This window comes from Dyella sp. KRB-257 (assembly GCF_049445995.1).
Lineage (GTDB): Bacteria > Pseudomonadota > Gammaproteobacteria > Xanthomonadales > Rhodanobacteraceae > Dyella_A.
In genome coordinates, this window is record NZ_JBMSDZ010000008.1 from 80,520 (window position 1) to 100,674 (window position 20,155).

20 protein-coding genes are annotated in these 20,155 nt (G+C 68.0%); 13 read left to right on the forward strand and 7 right to left on the reverse strand.

Annotated features, from left to right (window positions below; all coding sequences use genetic code 11):
- The first annotated feature begins 2 nt into the window (after nt 1-2).
- From coxB to ACO2Q2_RS08555, 4 genes are all read left to right on the forward strand, one after another.
- Nucleotides 3-941, forward strand: a complete 939-nt coding sequence (gene coxB / locus ACO2Q2_RS08540; protein ID WP_423255341.1) for a cytochrome c oxidase subunit II — start codon at nt 3-5, stop codon at nt 939-941.
- Nucleotides 942-1,004: 63 nt separating this feature from the next.
- Complete coding sequence (ctaD, locus tag ACO2Q2_RS08545) at nt 1,005-2,621, forward strand: cytochrome c oxidase subunit I (RefSeq protein WP_423255342.1); 1,617 nt, start codon at nt 1,005-1,007, stop codon at nt 2,619-2,621.
- Nucleotides 2,622-2,669: 48 nt separating this feature from the next.
- Nucleotides 2,670-2,792, forward strand: a complete 123-nt coding sequence (locus ACO2Q2_RS08550; RefSeq protein ID WP_423255343.1) for a hypothetical protein — start codon at nt 2,670-2,672, stop codon at nt 2,790-2,792.
- A gap of 97 nt (nt 2,793-2,889) precedes the next feature.
- Complete coding sequence (locus ACO2Q2_RS08555; protein WP_423255344.1) at nt 2,890-3,777, forward strand: cytochrome c oxidase subunit 3; 888 nt, start codon at nt 2,890-2,892, stop codon at nt 3,775-3,777.
- 128 nt (nt 3,778-3,905) lie between these two features.
- Here the strand turns inward: ACO2Q2_RS08555 and ACO2Q2_RS08560 are convergent, their stop codons facing one another.
- Nucleotides 3,906-4,121, reverse strand: a complete 216-nt coding sequence (locus ACO2Q2_RS08560) for a twin transmembrane helix small protein (RefSeq protein ID WP_423255345.1) — start codon at nt 4,119-4,121, stop codon at nt 3,906-3,908.
- Nucleotides 4,122-4,180: 59 nt separating this feature from the next.
- On the opposite strand from ACO2Q2_RS08560, the gene ACO2Q2_RS08565 reads away from it, so the two are divergent.
- The 6 genes from ACO2Q2_RS08565 to mgtA all read left to right on the forward strand — a co-directional run bounded on the left by ACO2Q2_RS08565 (nt 4,181) and on the right by mgtA (nt 10,854).
- Nucleotides 4,181-4,915: an SURF1 family protein gene (locus tag ACO2Q2_RS08565; RefSeq protein ID WP_423255346.1), complete on the forward strand. Its 735-nt coding sequence runs from the start codon at nt 4,181-4,183 to the stop codon at nt 4,913-4,915.
- A 15-nt stretch (nt 4,916-4,930) separates the two neighbouring features.
- The gene (locus ACO2Q2_RS08570; protein WP_423255347.1) at nt 4,931-5,527 is read left to right on the forward strand and encodes a hypothetical protein; all 597 of its coding nucleotides are present in this window, start codon (nt 4,931-4,933) and stop codon (nt 5,525-5,527) included.
- A complete protein-coding gene (locus ACO2Q2_RS08575) occupies nt 5,527-6,693 on the forward strand; it encodes a COX15/CtaA family protein (RefSeq protein ID WP_423255348.1) in 1,167 nt (388 codons plus the stop codon). The genes ACO2Q2_RS08570 and ACO2Q2_RS08575 overlap by 1 nt, the downstream gene beginning before the upstream one ends.
- Nucleotides 6,690-7,598, forward strand: a complete 909-nt coding sequence (gene cyoE, locus ACO2Q2_RS08580; protein ID WP_423255349.1) for a heme o synthase — start codon at nt 6,690-6,692, stop codon at nt 7,596-7,598. The genes ACO2Q2_RS08575 and cyoE overlap by 4 nt, the downstream gene beginning before the upstream one ends.
- A gap of 281 nt (nt 7,599-7,879) precedes the next feature.
- Nucleotides 7,880-8,044: a hypothetical protein gene (locus ACO2Q2_RS08585; protein WP_423255350.1), complete on the forward strand. Its 165-nt coding sequence runs from the start codon at nt 7,880-7,882 to the stop codon at nt 8,042-8,044.
- Between the two features lie 155 nt (nt 8,045-8,199).
- Nucleotides 8,200-10,854, forward strand: coding sequence for a magnesium-translocating P-type ATPase (gene mgtA, locus ACO2Q2_RS08590; protein WP_423255351.1), 2,655 nt, complete (start codon nt 8,200-8,202; stop codon nt 10,852-10,854).
- A gap of 93 nt (nt 10,855-10,947) precedes the next feature.
- Here the strand turns inward: mgtA and ACO2Q2_RS08595 are convergent, their stop codons facing one another.
- The gene (locus ACO2Q2_RS08595; protein WP_423255352.1) at nt 10,948-11,931 is read right to left on the reverse strand and encodes a bile acid:sodium symporter family protein; all 984 of its coding nucleotides are present in this window, start codon (nt 11,929-11,931) and stop codon (nt 10,948-10,950) included.
- A 384-nt stretch (nt 11,932-12,315) separates the two neighbouring features.
- Between ACO2Q2_RS08595 and ACO2Q2_RS08600 the strand changes: the two genes are divergently transcribed.
- Complete coding sequence (locus tag ACO2Q2_RS08600) at nt 12,316-14,766, forward strand: CehA/McbA family metallohydrolase (protein WP_423255353.1); 2,451 nt, start codon at nt 12,316-12,318, stop codon at nt 14,764-14,766.
- Between the two features lie 43 nt (nt 14,767-14,809).
- Here ACO2Q2_RS08600 and ACO2Q2_RS08605 read toward each other — a convergent pair whose 3' ends face one another.
- From ACO2Q2_RS08605 to rpsU, 5 genes are all read right to left on the reverse strand, one after another.
- Nucleotides 14,810-15,430: a DedA family protein gene (locus tag ACO2Q2_RS08605; protein WP_423255354.1), complete on the reverse strand. Its 621-nt coding sequence runs from the start codon at nt 15,428-15,430 to the stop codon at nt 14,810-14,812.
- A 38-nt stretch (nt 15,431-15,468) separates the two neighbouring features.
- On the reverse strand, nt 15,469-17,253 hold the full coding sequence (gene dnaG, locus ACO2Q2_RS08610) for a DNA primase (RefSeq protein WP_423255355.1): 1,785 nt from the start codon (nt 17,251-17,253) through the stop codon (nt 15,469-15,471).
- A gap of 137 nt (nt 17,254-17,390) precedes the next feature.
- Nucleotides 17,391-17,561: a DUF1328 domain-containing protein gene (locus ACO2Q2_RS08615; RefSeq protein WP_423255356.1), complete on the reverse strand. Its 171-nt coding sequence runs from the start codon at nt 17,559-17,561 to the stop codon at nt 17,391-17,393.
- A 120-nt stretch (nt 17,562-17,681) separates the two neighbouring features.
- The gene (locus ACO2Q2_RS08620) at nt 17,682-18,128 is read right to left on the reverse strand and encodes a GatB/YqeY domain-containing protein (protein WP_423255357.1); all 447 of its coding nucleotides are present in this window, start codon (nt 18,126-18,128) and stop codon (nt 17,682-17,684) included.
- Between the two features lie 188 nt (nt 18,129-18,316).
- Nucleotides 18,317-18,532: a 30S ribosomal protein S21 gene (gene rpsU / locus ACO2Q2_RS08625; protein WP_017463750.1), complete on the reverse strand. Its 216-nt coding sequence runs from the start codon at nt 18,530-18,532 to the stop codon at nt 18,317-18,319.
- A gap of 78 nt (nt 18,533-18,610) precedes the next feature.
- Between rpsU and tsaD the strand changes: the two genes are divergently transcribed.
- Together tsaD and folB are read left to right on the forward strand one after the other, a co-directional pair.
- Nucleotides 18,611-19,666: a tRNA (adenosine(37)-N6)-threonylcarbamoyltransferase complex transferase subunit TsaD gene (gene tsaD / locus ACO2Q2_RS08630; protein WP_423255358.1), complete on the forward strand. Its 1,056-nt coding sequence runs from the start codon at nt 18,611-18,613 to the stop codon at nt 19,664-19,666.
- Between the two features lie 122 nt (nt 19,667-19,788).
- The gene (gene folB, locus ACO2Q2_RS08635) at nt 19,789-20,148 is read left to right on the forward strand and encodes a dihydroneopterin aldolase (RefSeq protein ID WP_423255359.1); all 360 of its coding nucleotides are present in this window, start codon (nt 19,789-19,791) and stop codon (nt 20,146-20,148) included.
- The last annotated feature ends 7 nt before the right edge of the window (nt 20,149-20,155 follow it).

Genomic DNA, 20,155 nt, shown 5'->3' on the forward strand with positions numbered 1-20,155 from the left:
ACATGACATCTGGCGGCATCAAGCCTCACGGTATCAAGCGCGCGGTGCTGGCCGGCCTCGCCGGCGCGCTCGCCCTGTTCGGCGGCGCGGCGACGGCCAACCCGAAGGAATGGCAGCTCAACATGACGCGCGGCGCCAGCGAATGGTCGCCGGAAGCCTATTTCCTCAACAACGTGTCGCTCGGCGTGTGCGTGGCGATCGGCATCCTGGTGTTCGGCGCGATGTTCATCGCGATGTTCCGCTTCCGCAAATCGCGCGGGGCGGTGGCCGAGAAGTGGTCGCACAACACCATGCTCGAAGTGGTGTGGACGACGATCCCGGTGATCATCCTGGTCGTGCTCGCCTACCTGGCCACCGGCGGCCTGACCTCGTTCGCGAACACCACCGGCTCGCAGATGACCGTCAAGGTCACCGGCTACCAGTGGAAGTGGCGCTACGACTACGTCGACTACAAGGGCAAGGCGATCGACAAGGTCGGCTTCATGTCCAAGCTCGACGACCTCAGCAACGAGACCCGCCAGCTGGATTCGGGCATGGATCCGAAGGCGGTGCAGGTGAACGGCGAGAACACCTACCTGCTCGACGTCGACAAGCCGCTGGTGGTGCCGGTGGGCACCAAGATCCGCTTCGTCATCACCGCCGGCGACGTGATCCATTCGTGGTGGGTGCCGGCGCTGGGCTGGAAGATGGATGCCATCCCGGGCATCGTCAATGCCGCCTGGACAAACATCAAGGAGCCGGGCATCTATCGCGGCCAGTGCGCCGAGCTGTGCGGCCAGGACCACGGCTTCATGCCGATCGTGGTCAAGGCGCTGCCGAAGGCCGAGTTCGAGCAGTGGCTGGCGCAGCAGCAGGCAGCCAACGCGCCGAAGCCGGCGGCGCCCGCCGCCGCACCGGCCACCACGCAGGTCAAGACTCCCGCCCCGGGCAACCAGGGCTGATTTTCCGGAGGACCGCCTTCCGGCGGTCCCACGCCATTACGCATCAGGCAGAGGTTCAAGGCCATGGCCCACACAGCCACCCACGACCACCACGACGACCATCACGGCGCGCCGTCGAATTTCTTCACGCGCTGGTTCATGTCCACCAACCACAAGGACATCGGCACGCTGTACCTGGTGTTCGCGCTGGTGATGTTCTTCATCGGCGGCAGCTTCGCGATGGTGATCCGCGCCGAGTTGTTCAAGCCGGGCCTGCAGCTGGTGCAGCCGTACTTCTTCAACCAGATGACCACCATGCATGCGCTGGTGATGATCTTCGGCGCGGTGATGCCGGCCTTCGTGGGCCTGGGCAATTGGATGATCCCGCTGATGATCGGCGCGCCGGACATGGCGCTGCCGCGCATGAACAACCTGTCGTTCTGGATCATGCCGTTCGCCTTCGCGCTGCTGCTGTCCACGCTGTTCACCGCGGGCGGCGCCCCGGCCGGTGGCTGGACGATGTATCCGCCGCTGGCGCTGCAGGGCGGTTCGGTGGCGCAGATGGTGTTCGCGATCCACCTGATGGGCATCAGCTCGATCATGGGCGCGATCAACATCATCGCCACGATCCTCAACATGCGCGCGCCGGGCATGGACCTGCTGAAGATGCCGGTGTTCGTCTGGAGCTGGCTGATCACCGCCTTCCTGCTGATCGCGGTGATGCCGGTGCTGGCCGGCGCGGTGACCATGCTGCTGACCGACAAGTATTTCGGCACCAGCTTCTTCAATGCCGCCGGCGGCGGTGACCCGGTGCTGTACCAGCACATCTTCTGGTTCTTCGGGCACCCCGAGGTGTACATCATGATCCTGCCGGCGTTCGGGATCATCTCGGAGATCATCCCGACCTTCGCCCGCAAGCCGATCTTCGGCTACAAGGCGATGGTGTTCGCGATCGCCTCGATCGCCTTCCTGTCGTTCATCGTGTGGGCGCACCACATGTTCGCCGTCGGCCTGCCGCTGGGTGCCGAAATCTTCTTCATGTACGCCACGATGCTGATCGCGGTGCCGACCGGCGTGAAGGTGTTCAACTGGGTGAGCACCATGTGGGGCGGCTCGATGACGTTCGAGACGCCGATGCTGTTCGCCATCGCCTTCGTCATCCTGTTCACCATCGGCGGCTTCTCCGGCCTGATGCTGGCGCTGGCGCCGGCCGACTTCCAGTACCAGGACACCTACTTCGTGGTGGCCCATTTCCACTACGTGCTGGTGACCGGCGCGGTGTTCGCGATCATTGCCGCCACCTACTACTGGCTGCCCAAGTGGACCGGCCGGATGTATTCCGAGACCTGGGGCAAGATCCATTTCTGGAACTCGGTGATCTGGGTCAACGTGCTGTTCTTCCCGCAGCACTTCCTGGGCCTGGCCGGCATGCCGCGGCGCATCCCCGACTACAACGTTGCGTTCGCCAACTTCAACATGATCAGCTCGATCGGCGGCTTCCTGTTCGGCGCGTCGCAGATCATCTTCGTGGGAGTCATCATCCATACGGTGTGGGGCTCCAAGAAGAAGGCCACCGACCGCGTGTGGGAGGGAGCCAAGGGCCTGGAGTGGACGTTGCCGTCGCCGCCTCCGTTCCATTCCTTCGAGGTGCCGCCGGTCATCAACGACGACGAACTGGCGCACGGCCATACCGACCACTGATAAAGTTGCACGCCACCGCGCAGGCGGTGGCTTGACGGGGCAGCCGACATGCACGAATCGCCGCAGGCCATGATGGAAACGCGTCGCCGCGCCGCCAGGCGCACCGCGCTGATCATGGGCAGCGTGGCGCTGGCGATCTTTGCGCTGTCGCTGTTCCAGATGGTGCGATAACGCCGACGCGCGATGCGGGCCGGCGCGAAACAGAGCAGTTCCCTGCGTGGCATGGCGGGGTCGATGTCAGAAAGAGATATCCACGGGAATCTTCACGATGGGTCAGCAGCAAGACGCTTACTTCGTTCCAACCAAGAGCTCGTGGCCGATCGTCGCCGCCGTGGTGATGTTCGTCACCATGTTCGGCGCCAGCCACTGGCTCAGTGCCCAGCCGGGTGACACCGGTTTCGGCAAGACCGTGCTCACCGTCGGCATCCTCGGCGTGCTGGGCATGTTCTTCGGATGGTTCCGTTCGGTGATTCGCGAGTCGCTCGCCGGTAACTACAACAGCCAGGTGGACCGCTCGTTCCGCCTGGGCATGCTGTGGTTCATCTTCTCCGAGGTGATGTTCTTCGGCGCCTTCTTCGGCGCGCTGTTCTACGCGCGCATGTTTGCGGTGCCGTGGCTCGGCGGCGAAGGCCACGGCGTGCTGACCAACCAGTTCCTCTACCCGTCGTATACCGGCGGCTGGGGCGCGGCCGGTGGCAATGGCCCGCAGGCGATCGGCGGCCACTTCCAGACGGTCGGTGCGTGGGGGCTGCCGCTGCTCAATACGCTGGTCCTGCTCAGCTCCAGCGTGACGGTGACCATCGCGCACCATGCGCTCAAGTCCGCCCACCGCGGCAAGGTGCTGGTGTTCCTCGGCCTCACGGTGCTGCTCGGCGCGACGTTCCTCTACTGCCAGGCGCACGAGTACATGGAGGCCTACAGGGAGCTCAACCTGACGCTGCACTCGGGCGTGTACGGCTCGACCTTCTTCATGCTCACCGGCTTCCACGGCATGCACGTGACGCTGGGCACCATCATGCTGGCGGTGATCTGGTTGCGCGTGGCGAAGGGCCATTTCAACAAGGAGCACCACTTCGGCTTCGAGGCGGTGGCGTGGTACTGGCACTTCGTCGACGTGGTCTGGCTCGGCCTGTTCATGTTCGTCTATATCCTCTGAGCCGCGTCCGCTGCGGATACGCAAAAGCCCGCCGAAAGGCGGGCTTTTGCTTGCCCGGGAGGCCGGACGCATCGCCGCATCGCGCGATGTGCGCCGCCGCCTCCCGCTACAATCCGGGATCGACGACGTCAGCGGTTGACGCCGTGCGGGTGCAGCCAGCCCATCCAGATACCGAACATCACCATCAGGATCAGCAGCACGGACAGGCCGATACGCCGGGTCAGCGCCCACACGGTGCGCTTGCTGTCCCCCCTGTCGGTCATCATGAAGTACAGCGCCTGGCCGAGGTTGAACAACACCACGAACAGCATGACGACCAGCGCATATTTATAGACGGTTTCCACGTGACTGACTCGAAAAACGACGATTTTGCGAGTATAGCCCGCTCGCTCGGGGTGACCGGGTGAGCGGGCTGCGTCGTCCCGCGTGGTGGTCTGTCGCACTGACCGTCGCCGGCGCGCTGCTTTTCGTGCGTCTGGGCCTGTGGCAGCTGCATCGCGCCGACGAGAAGGAAGCGCTGCTGCGTCGCTATGCCACGTCGGCCACGGCGCCCGTGCAGGCCTTCGATCGGGTGGCCGCGGCGCCACCGGCCACGGCGTATCCACGGGTGCGCCTGAGCGGCCGGTATCTGCCCGGCCGGATCTACCTGCTCGACAATCCGAAGCACGATGCACTGGGCGGCGTGGAGGTGTACGCGCCGCTGCAACGGCCCGGGCACGCACGACTGCTGCTGGTCGACCTGGGCTTCCTGCCGGGCAACGGCACCGATACCGCGCCGCAGGTGCCGCCGCTGCCGACGGGCGACGTCGCGCTGCAGGGCCTGTACGTGCCGCCGCCGGGCGTGGCGCTGGAGATGGGCGGCGACGCGCTGGCGCAGCAGGACAGGTACCCGAAAAAGACCGTCTACCTCGATCCCGCGCAGGTGGCGCGCGATCTGGGTCGCCCGCTGTATCCGCGCCTGCTCGCGCTGGACCCCGATCCGGCGGCGATCTACGTGCGCAAGCACACCCTCGATTTCTCCGCGATGCCGCCCTCGCGGCATCGCGCCTACGCGTTCCAGTGGTTCACCTTCGCCGTGGCGGCGGTGGTGATCTTCCTGGTGCTCCACCGCAAGCGCCGCCCCCGGGCGCGTTCCTAGCACGAGTCGCACGCCATGAATGTCCCTGCTCCCGATCGCGCGCAGCGCGCCAGTCGCGCCAAGCTGCTGCTGATCACAGCGGTGTTCGCCGCGCCGATCGTCGTCGCCGCGATCCTCACCGTTACCGGCTGGCAGCCCGAAGGCAAGGGCAACGGTCTGCCGATCATGCCGCAGCGCAACTTCGTCGCCGAAGCGGTGACCGTGAAGCTGGCCGACGGCGGCACCTATGCGTGGCGCGACACGCAGCCACGGCTGACCCTGATCGCCCTGGTCGGGCCGCAGTGCGCCGCGCGCTGCGTCGACACGCTGACCCAAATGGCCGCCGCGCGGGTCACCCTGTCGCGCAACATGCCGCGGCTGCGCCTGCTGCTGCTGGGCACGCCGCCGGCGGGCGAGCCGGTGAAGGACGGTCGCGTCGCGCTGGGCGCCAACCCGGATGCCTCCTTCCTGCTGGGCCGCGACGTGGCCGGCAAGCTCGCCGCGTTCGCGCCCACCGCGCCCGACAGCGTCAGCGCCGTGCTGGTCGAGTCCAACGGCACCGCGCTGTCGCTGTATCCGGCCGGCTTCGACACCACCGGCCTGCGCAAGGATCTGCAGAAGGTGATCCGCTGATGACGCCGCGCTCCACGCTCGTGCTGCGTCGCCTCGCCCTGCTGGCCGCGCTGTTCGCCTTCGGCCTGGTGATGTTCGGCGCCTTCGTGCGCCTGTCCAACGCCGGGCTGTCCTGCCCGGACTGGCCCACCTGCTACGGCAAGGCGACCTGGCCCACCGCGGTGCACGAGGTGGCGAAGGCCGATGCGGCCTTCCCGCAGCGACCGTACGAGGATGCCAAGGCCTGGCGCGAGCAGGTGCACCGCATCCTCGCCGGCACGCTGGGCCTTGCCGTGTTCGCGATGGCGCTGATCGCCGCCTGGCGGCAGCGCTGGAACGCGCTGGCGGTGCTGGCCGGCGCCGTGCTCGCGGCAGTGGGCGTGGCGCTGTACATGCGCGGCGCGTACGTGATCTCGACGGTGATCTCGGTGCTGGCGATCGGCCTGCCGCTCATGGCCGCGTTCACGCTGCGCCGTCCCGGCGCCTGGCGCGTCAGCGTGCTGGCGCTGGCGGTGATCATCTTCCAGGCCATGCTCGGCATGTGGACGGTGACCTTGCTGCTCAAGCCGATCGTGGTGATGGGCCACCTGCTGGGCGGCCTCACCACGTTCTCGCTGCTGGCCTGGTCGGCGATGCGCTATGCCGGCGTGGGCGCCGACGACGACCGCCACGCGGCGCTGCGCAAGGCGGTAATCGTAGGCGTGGTACTGCTGGCATGCCAGATCGCGCTGGGCGGCTGGACCTCGTCGAACTACGCCGCGCTGGCCTGCGGCACCGATTTCCCGAAATGCCTGGGCCAGTGGATGCCGGCCACCGACTTCAGGGAAGGCTTCGTGCTCTGGCGCGGCATCGGCGTGAACTACGAAGGCGGCGTGCTCGACATGGCCGCGCGCAGCGCGATCCAGATCGTCCACCGCATCGGTGCGCTGGTGGTGTTCTGCTACCTCGGCTGGCTCTCGCACAAGGCGGCGCGCGCCGGCCTGCGCGGGCTCGGCATCGCGATCGGCGTGGCGCTGGTGGCGCAGGTGCTGCTGGGCATCGGCAACGTGCACTTCGGCCTGCCGCTGTGGGTGGCCACCGCGCACAACGGCATGGCTGCCCTGCTGCTGTTCACCCTGCTGGCTACGCTTGCCCGCACCCAGCACCGCCGGCCGGATGGCCCGCCGCTGGTAGAATCGACCGGATGAGTGCCCACGTCCGCGAATACCTGCAACTGACCAAGCCACGCGTCGTCGCGCTGCTGGTGTTCTGTGCCGTGATCGGCATGTTCCTGGCGGTGCCCGGCGTGCCGCCGTGGCGGGCGCTGGTGTTCGGCACGCTGGGCATCTGGATGGCCTCGGGTTCCGCGGCGGCGTTCAACCACCTGATCGACGAGCGCATCGACAAGCTGATGGCGCGTACTGCACGGCGCCCGCTGGCCACCGGTGCGCTCAGCGCGCATCAGGTGCTGGCGTTCGCGGTGCTGCTGGGCGTGGCGTCGATGCTGGTGCTGGCACTGCTGGTGAACCTGCTCACCGCGGTGCTCACCTTCGGCGGGCTCATCGGCTATGCGCTGGTCTACACCGCCTACCTCAAGCGCGCCACCCCGCAGAACATCGTGATCGGTGGCCTCGCCGGCGCGATTCCGCCGGTGCTGGGCTGGACCGCGGTCACCGGCGAGCTGCACGCCTTCGCGCTGCAGCTGTGCCTGATCATCTTCGTGTGGACGCCGCCGCATTTCTGGGCGCTGGCGATCTTCCGCCGCGACGACTACGCCCGCGCGCAGGTGCCGATGCTGCCGGTGACCCACGGCGTGGTCTACACGCGCTGGCACGTGCTGTTCTACACCGTGCTGCTGGTGCTGGTGACCCTGCTGCCGGCGATCACCGGCTACACCGGGCTGGTCTACCTCGGCGGCGCGATCGTGCTCGACGCGGTGTTCCTGTACTACGCGGTCCGCCTGCTGAACCCGCCGGACGACTACTTTCCGATGCGCGTGTTCAACTACTCCATCGTCTACCTGATGGCGCTGTTCGCGCTGCTGCTGGCCGATCACTGGATCGTCGGCGCCATGTCGCCCACGCCCACGCTGGTGTTCCAGTCCGCGCAATAACTTTCGCAGCCGCAAGGGTTGACAGCGCCCTGCTGCAGCACAACAATCCGCGCGCCGTCCGGCGCGCTCGTGCCGGTACGCAACCCCAGTCCAACCAACCCAAGGCATATGGACGTCTACCCTAGTCGCAACGCCGACATCCGCGAGCATCGGGTGCCGGCGACGCAAAACAAGTCGAACGCCTGCGGCGACCGCCTGCAGTTGGCTGGATCTTCCCACTAGGGGAAATCCGGCCCACTCCCGACGGTGCCGGCAGGCACCGTTACCGAGGAGATGGGCCGATGAAGCTCCTTCGCGATTCCTTCCGCTGGCGCGTGCTGCGTCAGCAGCTGTTTGCCGCCCGCCGCGACCGCCGCGTCTACGTGGTCACCGTGCCCGCGCCGCGTGCCGCCGCCGTGCGGTCGAGCGAGCGCACGTCCGCTCCCGCTCCCGCGCTGCACGGCTGATGCGCGCCATGCTGCTGTGCAAGGGCTGGCCTCCGCCAGGGTCTATCGTGCCGCGATCGCTTCCGCGGTCGCGGCCGCCTGCTCCCGTGCCGCCAGCCAGCTGATCCGGTCCTGGCTTCCGGCCAACGCCGACCCGCAACGACGGAAGCCACTCGATGACCCGGCAGCCCCTTTTCCACGCGGTGCGCAAGGCCGCGGGCAAGTTCACCCAGGCTCCTTTCCACGTCGCCGCCGCGGCCGAGGCCTGGCGCGCCAGCGACGCATTGTTCACCGCCTTCGCCACCGGCCTGGACGGCCTCGACGAGGACGCGATCCGGGCGCGCCTGCAGGCCGACGGCCCCAACGAGGTGTCGCACGAGAAGCCGCCGCACTGGTCGCGGCAACTGCTGCACGCGATCCTCAACCCGTTCATCATCGTGCTGCTGGTGCTGGCCGTGGTGCAGCTGGCCACCGACGCCAGCGACCTCACCGGACCGGTCATCGTGATGGTGATGGTGGGCATCAGCGTGCTGCTGAGCTTCACCCAGGAATACCGCTCCTCGCAGGCAGCGGAAAAGCTCAAGGCGATGGTGCGCAACACCGCCAGCGTCACCCGCCGCGCCTCCGACGGCCACAGCGAGCGGATCGAGGTGCCGGTGGGCGAGCTGGTGGCCGGCGACATCGTGCACCTGGCCGCCGGCGACATGGTGCCGGCCGACCTGCGCCTGCTCGCCGCCAAGGACCTGTTCATCAGCCAGGCGATCCTCACCGGCGAATCGCTGCCGGTGGAGAAGGCCGCGCCCAGCGGCCGCGACCTGCTCGATGCCGGCAGCGCCAATCCGCTGGATCTGCCCAGCGTCTGCTACATGGGCACCAATGTGATCAGCGGTACCGCCACCGCGCTGGTGGTGGCCACCGGCGGGCGCACCTACCTCGGCTCGATCTCGCGCAGCCTGGCCGGTCAGCGCGTGCAGACCAGCTTCGACCGCGGCGTGAAGTCGGTCAGCTGGCTGCTGATCCGCTTCATGGCGGTGATGGTGCCGATCGTGTTCGCGCTGAACTGGTGGGACAAGGGCAACTTCCTCGAGGCGCTGCTGTTCGCGCTCAGCGTGGCGGTGGGCCTGACCCCGGAAATGCTGCCGCTGATCGTCACCGCCAACCTGGCCCGGGGCGCGCTGGCGATGTCGCGGCGCAAGGTGGTGGTCAAGCGCCTCAACGCGATCCAGAACTTCGGCGCGATGGACGTGCTGTGCACCGACAAGACCGGCACGCTGACGCTGGACAGGATCGTGCTGGAACGCCACCTCGACCTCGACGGCGAGGAGTCCGACGAGGCGCTGGAGTTCGGCTACCTCAACAGCCGCTTCCAGACCGGCCTGAAGAACCTGATGGACAAGGCGGTGCTGGAGCACCGCCACCTGGAGCCCGCCGCCGGCATGTACCGGCTGGTGGACGAGATCCCGTTCGACTTCCAGCGCCGGCGCATGTCGGTGGTGCTGGGCGATCGCAGCGGCGAGCACCTGCTGGTGTGCAAGGGCGCGGTGGAGGAGATGCTGGCGATCTGCGATCACGCGCGCATCGGCGGCGAACTGGTGCCGATGACGCCGGCGCGCCGCGCCGCGATCAAGGCGATGACGCGCGAGCTCAACGAGGACGGCCTGCGCGTGCTGGTGGTGGCGATCCGCCAGCAGCCGGCGGCCGGCCGCCCCTACGGCGTGGCCGACGAGGCCGGGCTCACCGCGGTCGGCTGCCTGGCCTTCCTCGATCCGCCGAAGGACTCCGCCGCCATCGCGATCCGCGCGCTCAACCACCACGGCGTGGCGGTGAAGGTGATTACCGGCGACAACGAGGCGGTGACGCGCAAGATCTGCCGCGAGGTGGGCCTGGACGTGGAGCACTCGGCGCAGGGCCGGCACATCGAGCCGCTGGCCGACGCGGCGCTGGACGCGCTGGTGGCGCGCACCACCGTGTTCGCCAAGATGTCGCCGCTGCAGAAGGCGCGCGTGGTGAAGTCGCTGCAGCGCCAGGGCCACACGGTGGGCTTTCTCGGCGACGGCATCAACGACGCGCCGGCGCTGCGCGAGGCGGACGTGGGCATCTCGGTGGACACCGCCACCGACATCGCCAAGGAGTCGGCCGACATCATCCTGCTGGAGAAGAACCTGATGGTGCTGGAGGAGGGCGTGCTGGAAGGACGCGTCACCTTCGGCAACATCATGAAGTACATCAAGATGACCGCCAGCTCGAACTTCGGCAACGTGTTCAGCGTGCTGATCGCCAGCGCGTTCCTGCCGTTCCTGCCGATGCTGCCGCTGCAGATCCTGGTGCAGAACCTGCTGTACGACGTGTCGCAGCTGTCGATCCCGTTCGACCGGCTCGACGAGGAGTACCTGCGCAAGCCGCGCAAGTGGGATGCCAGCGACATCGGCCGCTTCATGGCGTGGATCGGGCCGATCAGCTCGATCTTCGACATCACCACGTTCTGGCTGCTGTGGCATGTGTTCGGCGCGAACTCGCCGGCGCACCAGTCGCTGTTCCATTCCGGCTGGTTCATCGAGGGCCTGCTGTCGCAGACGCTGATCGTGCACATGATCCGCACCCGGCGCATCCCGTTCCTGCAGAGCATGGCCTCGGCGCCGGTGCTGGCGCTGACCGCGGCGATCATCACGCTGGGCCTGGTGATCCCGTTCACCGTGGTCGGCGCCAAGCTCGGCATGGTGCCGCTGCCGCCGGCCTACTTCGGCTGGCTGGTGCTCACCCTGGTCAGCTACAGCGTGCTGACCCAGGGGGTGAAGCGGCTGTACATCCGGCGCTACGGCCGCTGGCTGTAGCGCGTCGCATGCTGTAGGAGCGCACCCTGTGCGCGAAGGCTCTTGCTCCTGATCGACATCACAGCCAAAAGCCTTCGCGCACAGGGTGCGCTCCTACATGGAGGCGATGTCGGCGCTTTGCGCAAAGCGCCGGGCGATCACCGCGCACACCATCAGCTGCAGCTGGTGGAAGATCATCAGCGGCAGCACGATGGCGCCCAGTCCGCCGGGCAGCGCGACGAACAGGATCTTCGCCATCGGCACGCCGGTGGCGAGGCTCTTCTTGGAGCCGCAGAAGAAGATCGTGATGCGGTCTTCGCGCGCGAACTTCAGCGCACCGGAGCCGAACCAGGCCACCAGCATGACCAGCGCCAGCAGCAGCGCATCGACGCCCAGCGTGGCCAGCAGCGCCAGCGGCGGCGTGGTTTTCCACAGGCCCTCCACCACCGCGGCGCTGAAGGCGGTGTAGACCACCAGCAGGATCGTGCCCTGGTCGTTGTAGCGCAGCAGCGGACGATGGCGATCCACCCACGCGCCGATCCACGGCCGCAGCAGGTGGCCCGCCGCAAACGGCACCAGCAGCAGACGCAGGATGTCGGTCAGCGCGCTCCACGAAAACCCGTGGCCGCCGCTGTCGTGCACGGCCAGCGTCAGGCCCACCAGCAGCGGCGTGAGCACGGTGCCGAGCAGGCTCGACATCGAGGCGCTCACCACCGCCGCCGGCACGTTGCCGCCGGCCATCGAGGTGAAGGCGATCGACGATTGCACGGTGGAGGGCAGGCTGCACACGTAAAGCACGCCCAGCATCAGCGTCGGCGTGAGCGTGGCGCCCATCAGGGGCCTGAGCGCCCAGCCCAGCAGCGGAAACAGCGCGAAGGTGCAGGCGAACACGGTGGCATGCAGCCGCCAGTGCGTCATGCCCTGCAGCACCGCCGCGCGCGGAAGTTTGGCGCCGTGCAGGAAGAACAGCAGCGCGATCGCCGCGTCGGTGAGGCGATCGAAGGCGATCGCCGTGGCGCCTTCGCACGGCAGCATGCTGGCCAGCGCCACGGTGGCGGCCAGGGCCAGAGTGAAGGGGTCGATCGGCAGGCGGCGCATGTTCTCGTGACGCAGTCGGCAAATCGGCAAGTCTAGGAGCGTGGGCCGTAGAAATCTTTGGGCTGCGATTGTGCTCTCATCCATTGGCTGCGCCTCTCGTCGGGCTTGCATAGTGTGACTATGCGCACCCTCCGATAGACGCATCCTATGGCGATAGCCCAATCTCGCTATCCAAAGTTTCTACGGCCCACGCTCCTAGCGTGCATCACCACGCTGGCCGCAGCGCATCGTGCGGACGAGGGCGCGCCGGGGCAGGGCTTCGCGGCCCCTGGCGGATTTCCTGGGAACTTTGGTCATACCACTGCAAGCAGACGCTGCCATATAACGCCGCGGGGGAACTCTCACTCACGCGTAGGGGTAGGAAACATGTTCACAAGGAAAAGGATGATCGGCAGCCTCGTGCTGGCCGGTGCGGTGTTCTGTTCGTCGGTGGGCGCCACCAGCGCACTGCCGGATCACCAGGAGTTCGACGCGGCGTTGCAGGTGCCGTTCACGGCCGCGGCGGCGCGGCCGATCACGCTGCATTTCGAGTATCCCGGCGCCGCGGCCGGCACGCCGGTGGCCTGGCAGGTCGACCTGCTCGACGCCTCCGGCGGCGTGCTGCGCCACTGGCAGGGCGACACCACGCTGCGGGCGCGCACCGCCCAGGTGCAGGTGAGCTGGGACGGACTGGGCGCCCAGCGCGCGGCACTGGCATCGGGCTACTACACGGTGCGCCTGCGCGCCCTGGCGCTGGACCAGGCGACCGTCGCGCGCATCGGCACCGGCCTGGTCGGCCAGGCGCTGGCGCAGGCACAGGCGCGGGCGCCGGAACTGATCGAGGAGCAACGCTACGACGTGCTGGTCGGCAGCGTGGCCAGGCCGGCCATGCCCGTGTTCCACGCCCTGCCGCAGCATCGCAGCGTGGCCGGCGGCAGCACGCCGACGCTGACCATGCAGGCGACCAGCGCCGGCAGCCTGCCGTACACCATCTACTACGGCAACCTGCACAGCCAGACCAACCACAGCGACGGCGGCGGCGACGTGTCCACCTGCAAGGACGCGCAGGCCCCGCAGAGCGCCCCGTACGGCCCGGCCGACGCCTACCAGTACGCGATGAACCGCGGTCTGGACTTCCTGATGACGTCCGAGCACAACCACATGTACGACGGGTCGACCGGCACCAACAGCTCGGCCAGTCCCGCCACGGCGCACAACCTCTACCAGTCGGGCCTGCAGGCGGCGAGCACGTTCAACGCCGGGCATCCGAACTTCCTCGCCCTCTACGGCCTGGAATGGGGCGTCATCAGCAACGGCGGCCACCTCAACATCTTCAACGTCCCGAGCCTGCTGGAGTGGGAATACAACAGCGCCCACCAGCTGATCGGCGACGTATTCACCGCCAAGAGCGACTACGGTCCGCTCTACACGTTGATGAAGAACAACGGCTGGGTCGGCCAGTTCAACCATCCGGCCACCAGCGGCCAGTTCATCGTCAACGGCACCAACTTCGGCTACACCGCCGACGGCGACCAGGTGATGGTGCTGGCCGAGGTGCTCAACAGCTCGGCGTTCTCGCACAACACCACCGAGACCGAGACCAACCGCAGCACCTACGAGGCGGCGTTCAACACCATTCTGGAGCGCGGCTTCCATGTGGCGCCGAGCTCGGACCAGGACAACCACTGCGCCAACTGGGGCGCCAGCTTCACCAACCGCACCGGCGTGCTGTTGCCCAGCGGCAGCGCCTTGAACCTGTCGAACTTCCTCGATGCGCTGCGCGCGCGCCGCGTATTCGCCACCGAGGACAAGACCGCGCAGATCGTGCTCACCGCCAACGGCCACGTGATGGGCGAGCGCTTCAGCAATACCGGTCCGCTCACCTTGACCGTGAACTACGCCAGCAGCACCGGCCACTCCGCCCAGCGCGTGCAGGTGTTCGAGGGCGTGCCGGGCAGCAACGGCACGGTCAGCACGCTGTCGGAAACGGCCAGCACCACGGTGACACCCACCGCCGGCGATCACTTCTACTACGCCAGGATCACCCAGGACGACGGTCTGCGCCTGTGGTCGGCGCCGGTGTGGGTGACCGAGGGCGGCGGTTCCGCCGGCGACACCACGCCGCCCACGGTGAGCGCCAGCGAAAGCGGTACCAGCGGCACCATCACGCTGTCGGCCAGCGCCAGCGACAACGTGGGCGTGAGCAGGGTCGAGTTCTATGTGGACGGCGCACTCAAGGCGACCGACACCGCCTCGCCATACAGCGCCAGCCTCGACTCCACCACGCTGGCCGACGGCTCGCACAACCTGGTCGCCAGGGCGTATGACGCGGCCGGCAACGTGGGCACCAGCAGCACGGTGAGCTTCAGCGTGTCCAACGGCACCGGCGGCGGCACGACCGAACTGATCGGCAACGGCGGCTTCGAGAGCGGCGCCACGGTGTGGACGCAGACCGGCGGCGTGATCACCAGCGACACCAGTGAAGCGGCCCACGCCGGCAACTGGAAGGCCTGGCTCGACGGCTACGGCTCCAGCCACACCGATTACGTGCGCCAGAGCGTGACGATTCCCTCCACCGTCACCTCGGCCACGCTGAGCTTCTACCTGCACATCGATACCGCCGAATCGGGCAGCACCGCCTACGACACGCTCAAGGTGCAGGTGATCACCTCCACCGGCAAGTACATCACCCTCGCCACCTACTCCAACGTCAATGCCGCCAGCGGCTACGTGCTGCGCACGCTGGACCTGGGCGCGTACAAGGGGCAGACCGTGCAGGTGAATTTCTACGGCGTGGAAGATGGCTCGCTGCAGACCTCGTTCGTGGTCGACGACGTCAGCGTGAAGACGCAGTAAGCGACCCGGCGTGCGGGAGATCATGGAGCCTCCCGCACGTGCTTCAGCAGCGTTCGGCGCACTGCCGGCGGCGGTGGCGCCACCACAGCGCCGCGGCAATCGCGAGCAAGGCCCCGCCGATGATCCACAGGCTACCCTGGCCACGATGGATCCAGGTAGCCAGCCAGTCGCGGTTGTCCGCGCCCAGATAGCCCAGGTACACCCACAGCGGCACGCTGATCAGCGCGGCCAGGCCGTCGAGCAGCAGGAAGCGCCAGAACGACACCCGATGGGTGGCGCCGGCGGTGATGAACACCGCCGTGCGCATGCCGGGCAGGAAGCGCGCCACGAACATCATGCGGTTGCCGTAGCGCTCGAACTTCTGCTGCACCTTCGCGTAGCGCGCCGGCGGCAGCAGCCACGCGAACAGCGGCAGGCGCAGCAGCCGCGCGCCGAAATGGTGGCCGAGCAGGAACATCGACGCGTCGCCCAGCAACACGCCGACCATCGTCACGCCCACCATCGCGTGCACGTTGGCGTAGCCCAGCCCGGCGATCACGCCGCCGGCGACCAGGGTGATGTCCTCCGGCAGCGGCACGCCGGCACCGCACAGCAGCAGCGCGATGAACACCGACGCGTAGCCGTGCTCGGCGAAGATGCCGATCAGCCGCTCAAGCAGATCCATCGGCACGCCCTTGTCGATGCCGCATGCTCACTCCCGGATCACTCGGCCGCGGCCATCGGTGCGCGCTTGGCGGCCAGCAGTTCGCGCAGCTCGGTTTTCTCCGCATCGCTCAGCGCGCCTTCACGGCTCTTGGCCACCAGCGCGTCGCGGCGCTGCGCCACCGCCTGCTGCTCCATCCGCGCCAGCGCCTCGAAGAACTCCACCCGCTGCGTCTCCGGCTCGCCCACGGCGGAGGCCGCCATCAGCTTCTGCAGCGCCGGATATTCCGGGCGTTCGGCGTAGTGTTCCACCAGCGAGGCCGGGTGGATGCCGGGGCGCGAGCGGACCAGGTCGATCAGTTCGGCGAGCAGCCCGACGCCGGGCTTGTCCAGTCGCAGGAAACCATAAGGGCGTTCCACCTGGTCGGCCAGGCCGGGCTGCGCCAGCAGCAATGCGATTGCACTGCGCACCAGCGAGCGCTGCACCGCCACCGGCCGCTGTACGGCGCGCTGCGCGGCCGCTGTCTCGAAGGTGGCGCGCGCGCCGCTGCGCTTCTCCAGCTCCTGCGCCATCAGGTCGCGGAAGGCGCCGTCGGGGAGCTTGGCGATCAGCGGGCGGGCCCGCTCGGCCAGCCGCGCGCGGCCGTCGAGGCTGCTCATGTTGACGTCGTGCGAGAGCTCGTTGAAGAAGTAGTCCGACAGCGGCATCGCTTCCTCGATGCGCTTCTCGAAGCCGTCCCTGCCTTCCTTGCGCACCAGCGAATCGGGATCCTCGCCGTCGGGCAGGAACAGGAAATACGCCTGGCGCCCGTCGCGCAGCCGCGGCAGCGCCGACTCCAGCGCCTTCCACGCCGCGGCGCGGCCGGCGCGGTCGCCGTCGAAGCAGAACACCACGTCCGGTGCGGCGCGGAACAGCACCTCGGTGTGCTCCGGCGTGGTCGCCGTGCCCAGCGTGGCCACCGCGATTGGCAGGCCGGCCTGGTGCAGGGCGATCACGTCCATGTAGCCCTCGACCACCACGATGCGCCCGAGCTTGCTGTTGGCCTGCTTCACCTGCCACAGCGCGAACAGCTCGCGGCCCTTGTGGAACAGCGGTGTCTCGGGCGAATTCAGATATTTCGGGCCGTCACTTTTGCGCGCGTCCGGCGCGCGGGAATCAAGAGCCGGCGATCCATCGCCGGACCTTTCAAGGATTCTTCCGCCGAAGGCAATCACTCTTCCGCGACGGTCGAGGATCGGGAACATCAGCCGCTCGCGGAAGCGGTCGTACTTGCTGCCGCGCTCGTTGCTGGCGACCATGCCCGCTTCGTCGAGCAGCTGCAGGCGCTTGTCGCTGGTGCCCAGCGCCTTGATCACGCCATCGAAACCGGCCGGCGCCCAGCCGAGGCGGAAGCGCGCGATGGTGTCGGCGTCGAGCCCGCGCTTGGTGCAGTACGCCTGCGCGTCGGGGCTCTTCGACAGCTGCTGCTGGTACCAGCTGGCGGAGGCGTCGAGCAGGGCGTAGAGGTCGGTCTTGTCCTCGCGCGGGCGCTCGTCGCGGCCGCCCTCGCGTGGCACCGTGAGGCCGACCGACTGCGCCAGTTCCTCCACCGCGTCGGGGAACTCCAGTCGCTCGTACTCCATCAGGAACTTCACCGCGCTGCCGTGCACGCCGCAGCCGAAGCAGTGATAGAACTGCTTGGCCGGGCTGACGAAAAACGACGGCGAACGTTCGTCGTGGAACGGGCAGCAGGCGGTCCACTCGCGCCCGGCCTTCTTCAACGGCACGCGCCGCTCGATCACGTCGACGATGTCGACGCGGGCGAGCAGTTCATCGATGAAGTTGTCTGGGATGCGGCCGCGCATGGGCCGTCTAGTCTAGCCGGTGGGCGAGCGGCTTTCGCCTTGCCCGATGGCCACGGCCGCCATCCCGGGCGGCGGCTTCCGGCGGAGACGGAAAAGGCGCCTTGCGGCGCCTTTTTCCGGATCGCGGGCTGCGACGGTCAGAGGATGTGGAATACGCCGATCACGGCGAGCAGGGCGATCAGGAACAGGATCGCGAAGATCGCGAACAGCACCTTGGCGATGGTGGCGGCGGCGCCGGACACGGCGCGGAAACCGAGCAGGCCGGTAACCAGCGAGATGATGGCGAAAATGATGGCCCACTTGAGCATGTGACACTCCCTGGATTGGTGGCCGCCCGGGGCGGCACGGAATCAACGAGCGTCGTTGTACGGGGCCGGCCGTGAAGCCCGTGCATCAGAAGGATGCACGGGCGGTTGCCGATGATCGCCTCAACCGGCCAGGCGCGCCTTGATGCGGGCCGAGGCCACGCCCATGTCGGCGCGGCCGGCGGCTTTCGCCTTCACCATGCCGACCACCTTGCCCATGTCGCGGGCCGAGCTGGCGCCGGTCTCGGCGATGGCGGCCTCGATCAGCGCGTCCAGCTCGGCCTCGGACAGCTTGGCCGGCAGGTAGGTCTCGATCACGGTGATCTCGGCGCGCTCGACCTCGGCCAGGTCCTCGCGGCCGGCGGCGACGTACTGGCTGATCGAGTCCTTGCGCTGCTTGAGCATCTTTTCCAGCACCGCCAGCACCTGGACGTCATCGAGCTCCACGCGCTCGTCCACTTCGCGCTGCTTGATCGCGGCGAGCATCAGCCGGATCACCCCGAGCCTGTGCTTGTCGCCGCCGCGCATGGCGGTCTTCATGTCTTCGGTGAGCTGCAGTTTGGTCGACATGGCGGTGGGCTCCGTGGTGCGGCGATGGGAAGGGCACAAACGCACAAGGCCGGCGCTGCGCGGGCAGCGTCGGCCAGTGTTCGAAGCGTAGTGCAGTGGCGGCGGATGAACGCGCCAGCTGCCGAGGGAACGTGATCGACGCGGGGCGTCGCGATCCGGGCGTCCGCTCGTGGGCGGACGCGCCTGACTCAGTACAGCCGGGTGCGGCGCGTGGTGTCGCGCGACAGACGGCGCAGGTGACGCTTCACCGCGGCGGCGCGCTTGCGCTTGCGCTCCTGGGTCGGCTTTTCATAGAACTCGCGCTTGCGGGTTTCGGCAAGCACACCGGCCTTCTCGCAGGTACGCTTGAAACGGCGCAGAGCAAGCTCGAACGGCTCGTTCTCGCGAACTTTAACGTTGGGCATGGAATCTCCGAGTGGTAATCTGCCCATCTGATCGGGCGAGCCGCGAAGTATAACGTGGGTACCACAGAATTTTCAAAGGTGGCCGCGGCAACCGCCGTCACCGGCCCGGTGCTCGGCATCGAGACCTCCTGCGACGAGACCGGCGTGGCCCTGCTGCGCTGGCAGCCGGACGCGCCCGGCGAGGGCCTGCTGGCCCACACCCTGTACAGCCAGATCAAGCTGCACGCGGACTACGGCGGCGTGGTGCCGGAGCTGGCCAGCCGCGACCACGTGCGCAAATTGCTGCCGCTGGTGCGCGAGACCCTGGCCGCGGCGGGACTGACCCCGCAGGATCTGGGCGGGGTGGCCTACACCGCCGGTCCCGGCCTGGCCGGCGCCCTGCTGGTGGGCGCCTCGGCCGCGCGGGCGATGGCCTGGGCGCTGGGCGTGCCGGCGATCGGCGTGCACCACATGGAGGGCCACCTGCTGGCCCCGCTGCTGGAAGCCGACCCGCCGAAGCCGCCGTTCGTGGCGCTGCTGGTGTCCGGCGGCCACTCGATGCTGGTGGAAGTGGCGGCGATCGGCGACTACCGCATCCTCGGCGACACCCTGGACGACGCCGCCGGCGAAGCCTTCGACAAGACCGCCAAGCTGATGGGCCTGCCGTATCCGGGCGGCCCGGCGCTGGCGGCGCTGGCCGGGCAGGGCAGACCGGGCGCGTTCCGCTTCTCCCGCCCGATGACCGATCGCCCCGGGCTGGATTTCAGCTTCTCCGGCCTGAAGACCCAGGTGCTGCTGGCCTGGCAGGGCAGCGACCGGAGCGAGCCCACCCGCGCCGACATCGCCCGCGCGTTCGAGGAGGCGATCGTCGACACGCTGGTGATCAAGTGCCGGCGTGCGCTGCAGGCCAGCGACGCCACGCGGCTGGTGATCGCCGGCGGCGTGGGCGCCAATCATCGCCTGCGCGACGAGCTGGCCGCGGCGGGCGACAAGGATGGTTTCCGCACCTATTTTCCGCGCCTGGCGTTCTGCACCGACAACGGCGCGATGATCGCGCTGGCCGGCGCGATCCGGCTGGCCCACGGCCAGCACCAGAACGCCACCGTGCAGGTATTCCCGCGCTGGGACCTGGAAAGCCTGCCGCCTGCGGCGTGATTCGGGATTCGGGATTCGGGATTCGGGATTCGGCCGGTGGGCATCGGAAGCCCCTGCATTCCCCGTAAGCCGGCCATTGCTTTTACGATTCCCCATTCCCTAATCCCGATTCCCGGCTCCCCATGGATATCGTCTTTATCGAAGACCTGCGCATCGACACCGTCATCGGCATCTACGACTGGGAGCGGCGGGTGCGCCAGACGCTGTCGTTCGACATCGAGATGGCGTTCGACAACACGCGTCCCGCGGCCACCGACGACATCGCCGACACGCTCAACTACAAGGACGTGTCCAAGCGGCTGATCGCCTACGTGGACAAGTCCAGCTTCGGCCTGGTGGAAACCCTGGCCGAACGCTGCGCGGCGATCATCCGCGAGGAGTTCGGGGTGAGCTGGGTGCGGCTGAAACTGTCCAAGCCCGGCGCGGTGCGCGGGGCGAAGGCGGTCGGCGTGCGGATCGAGCGGGGCATCCGGCCGCAGTAGGGCGGCC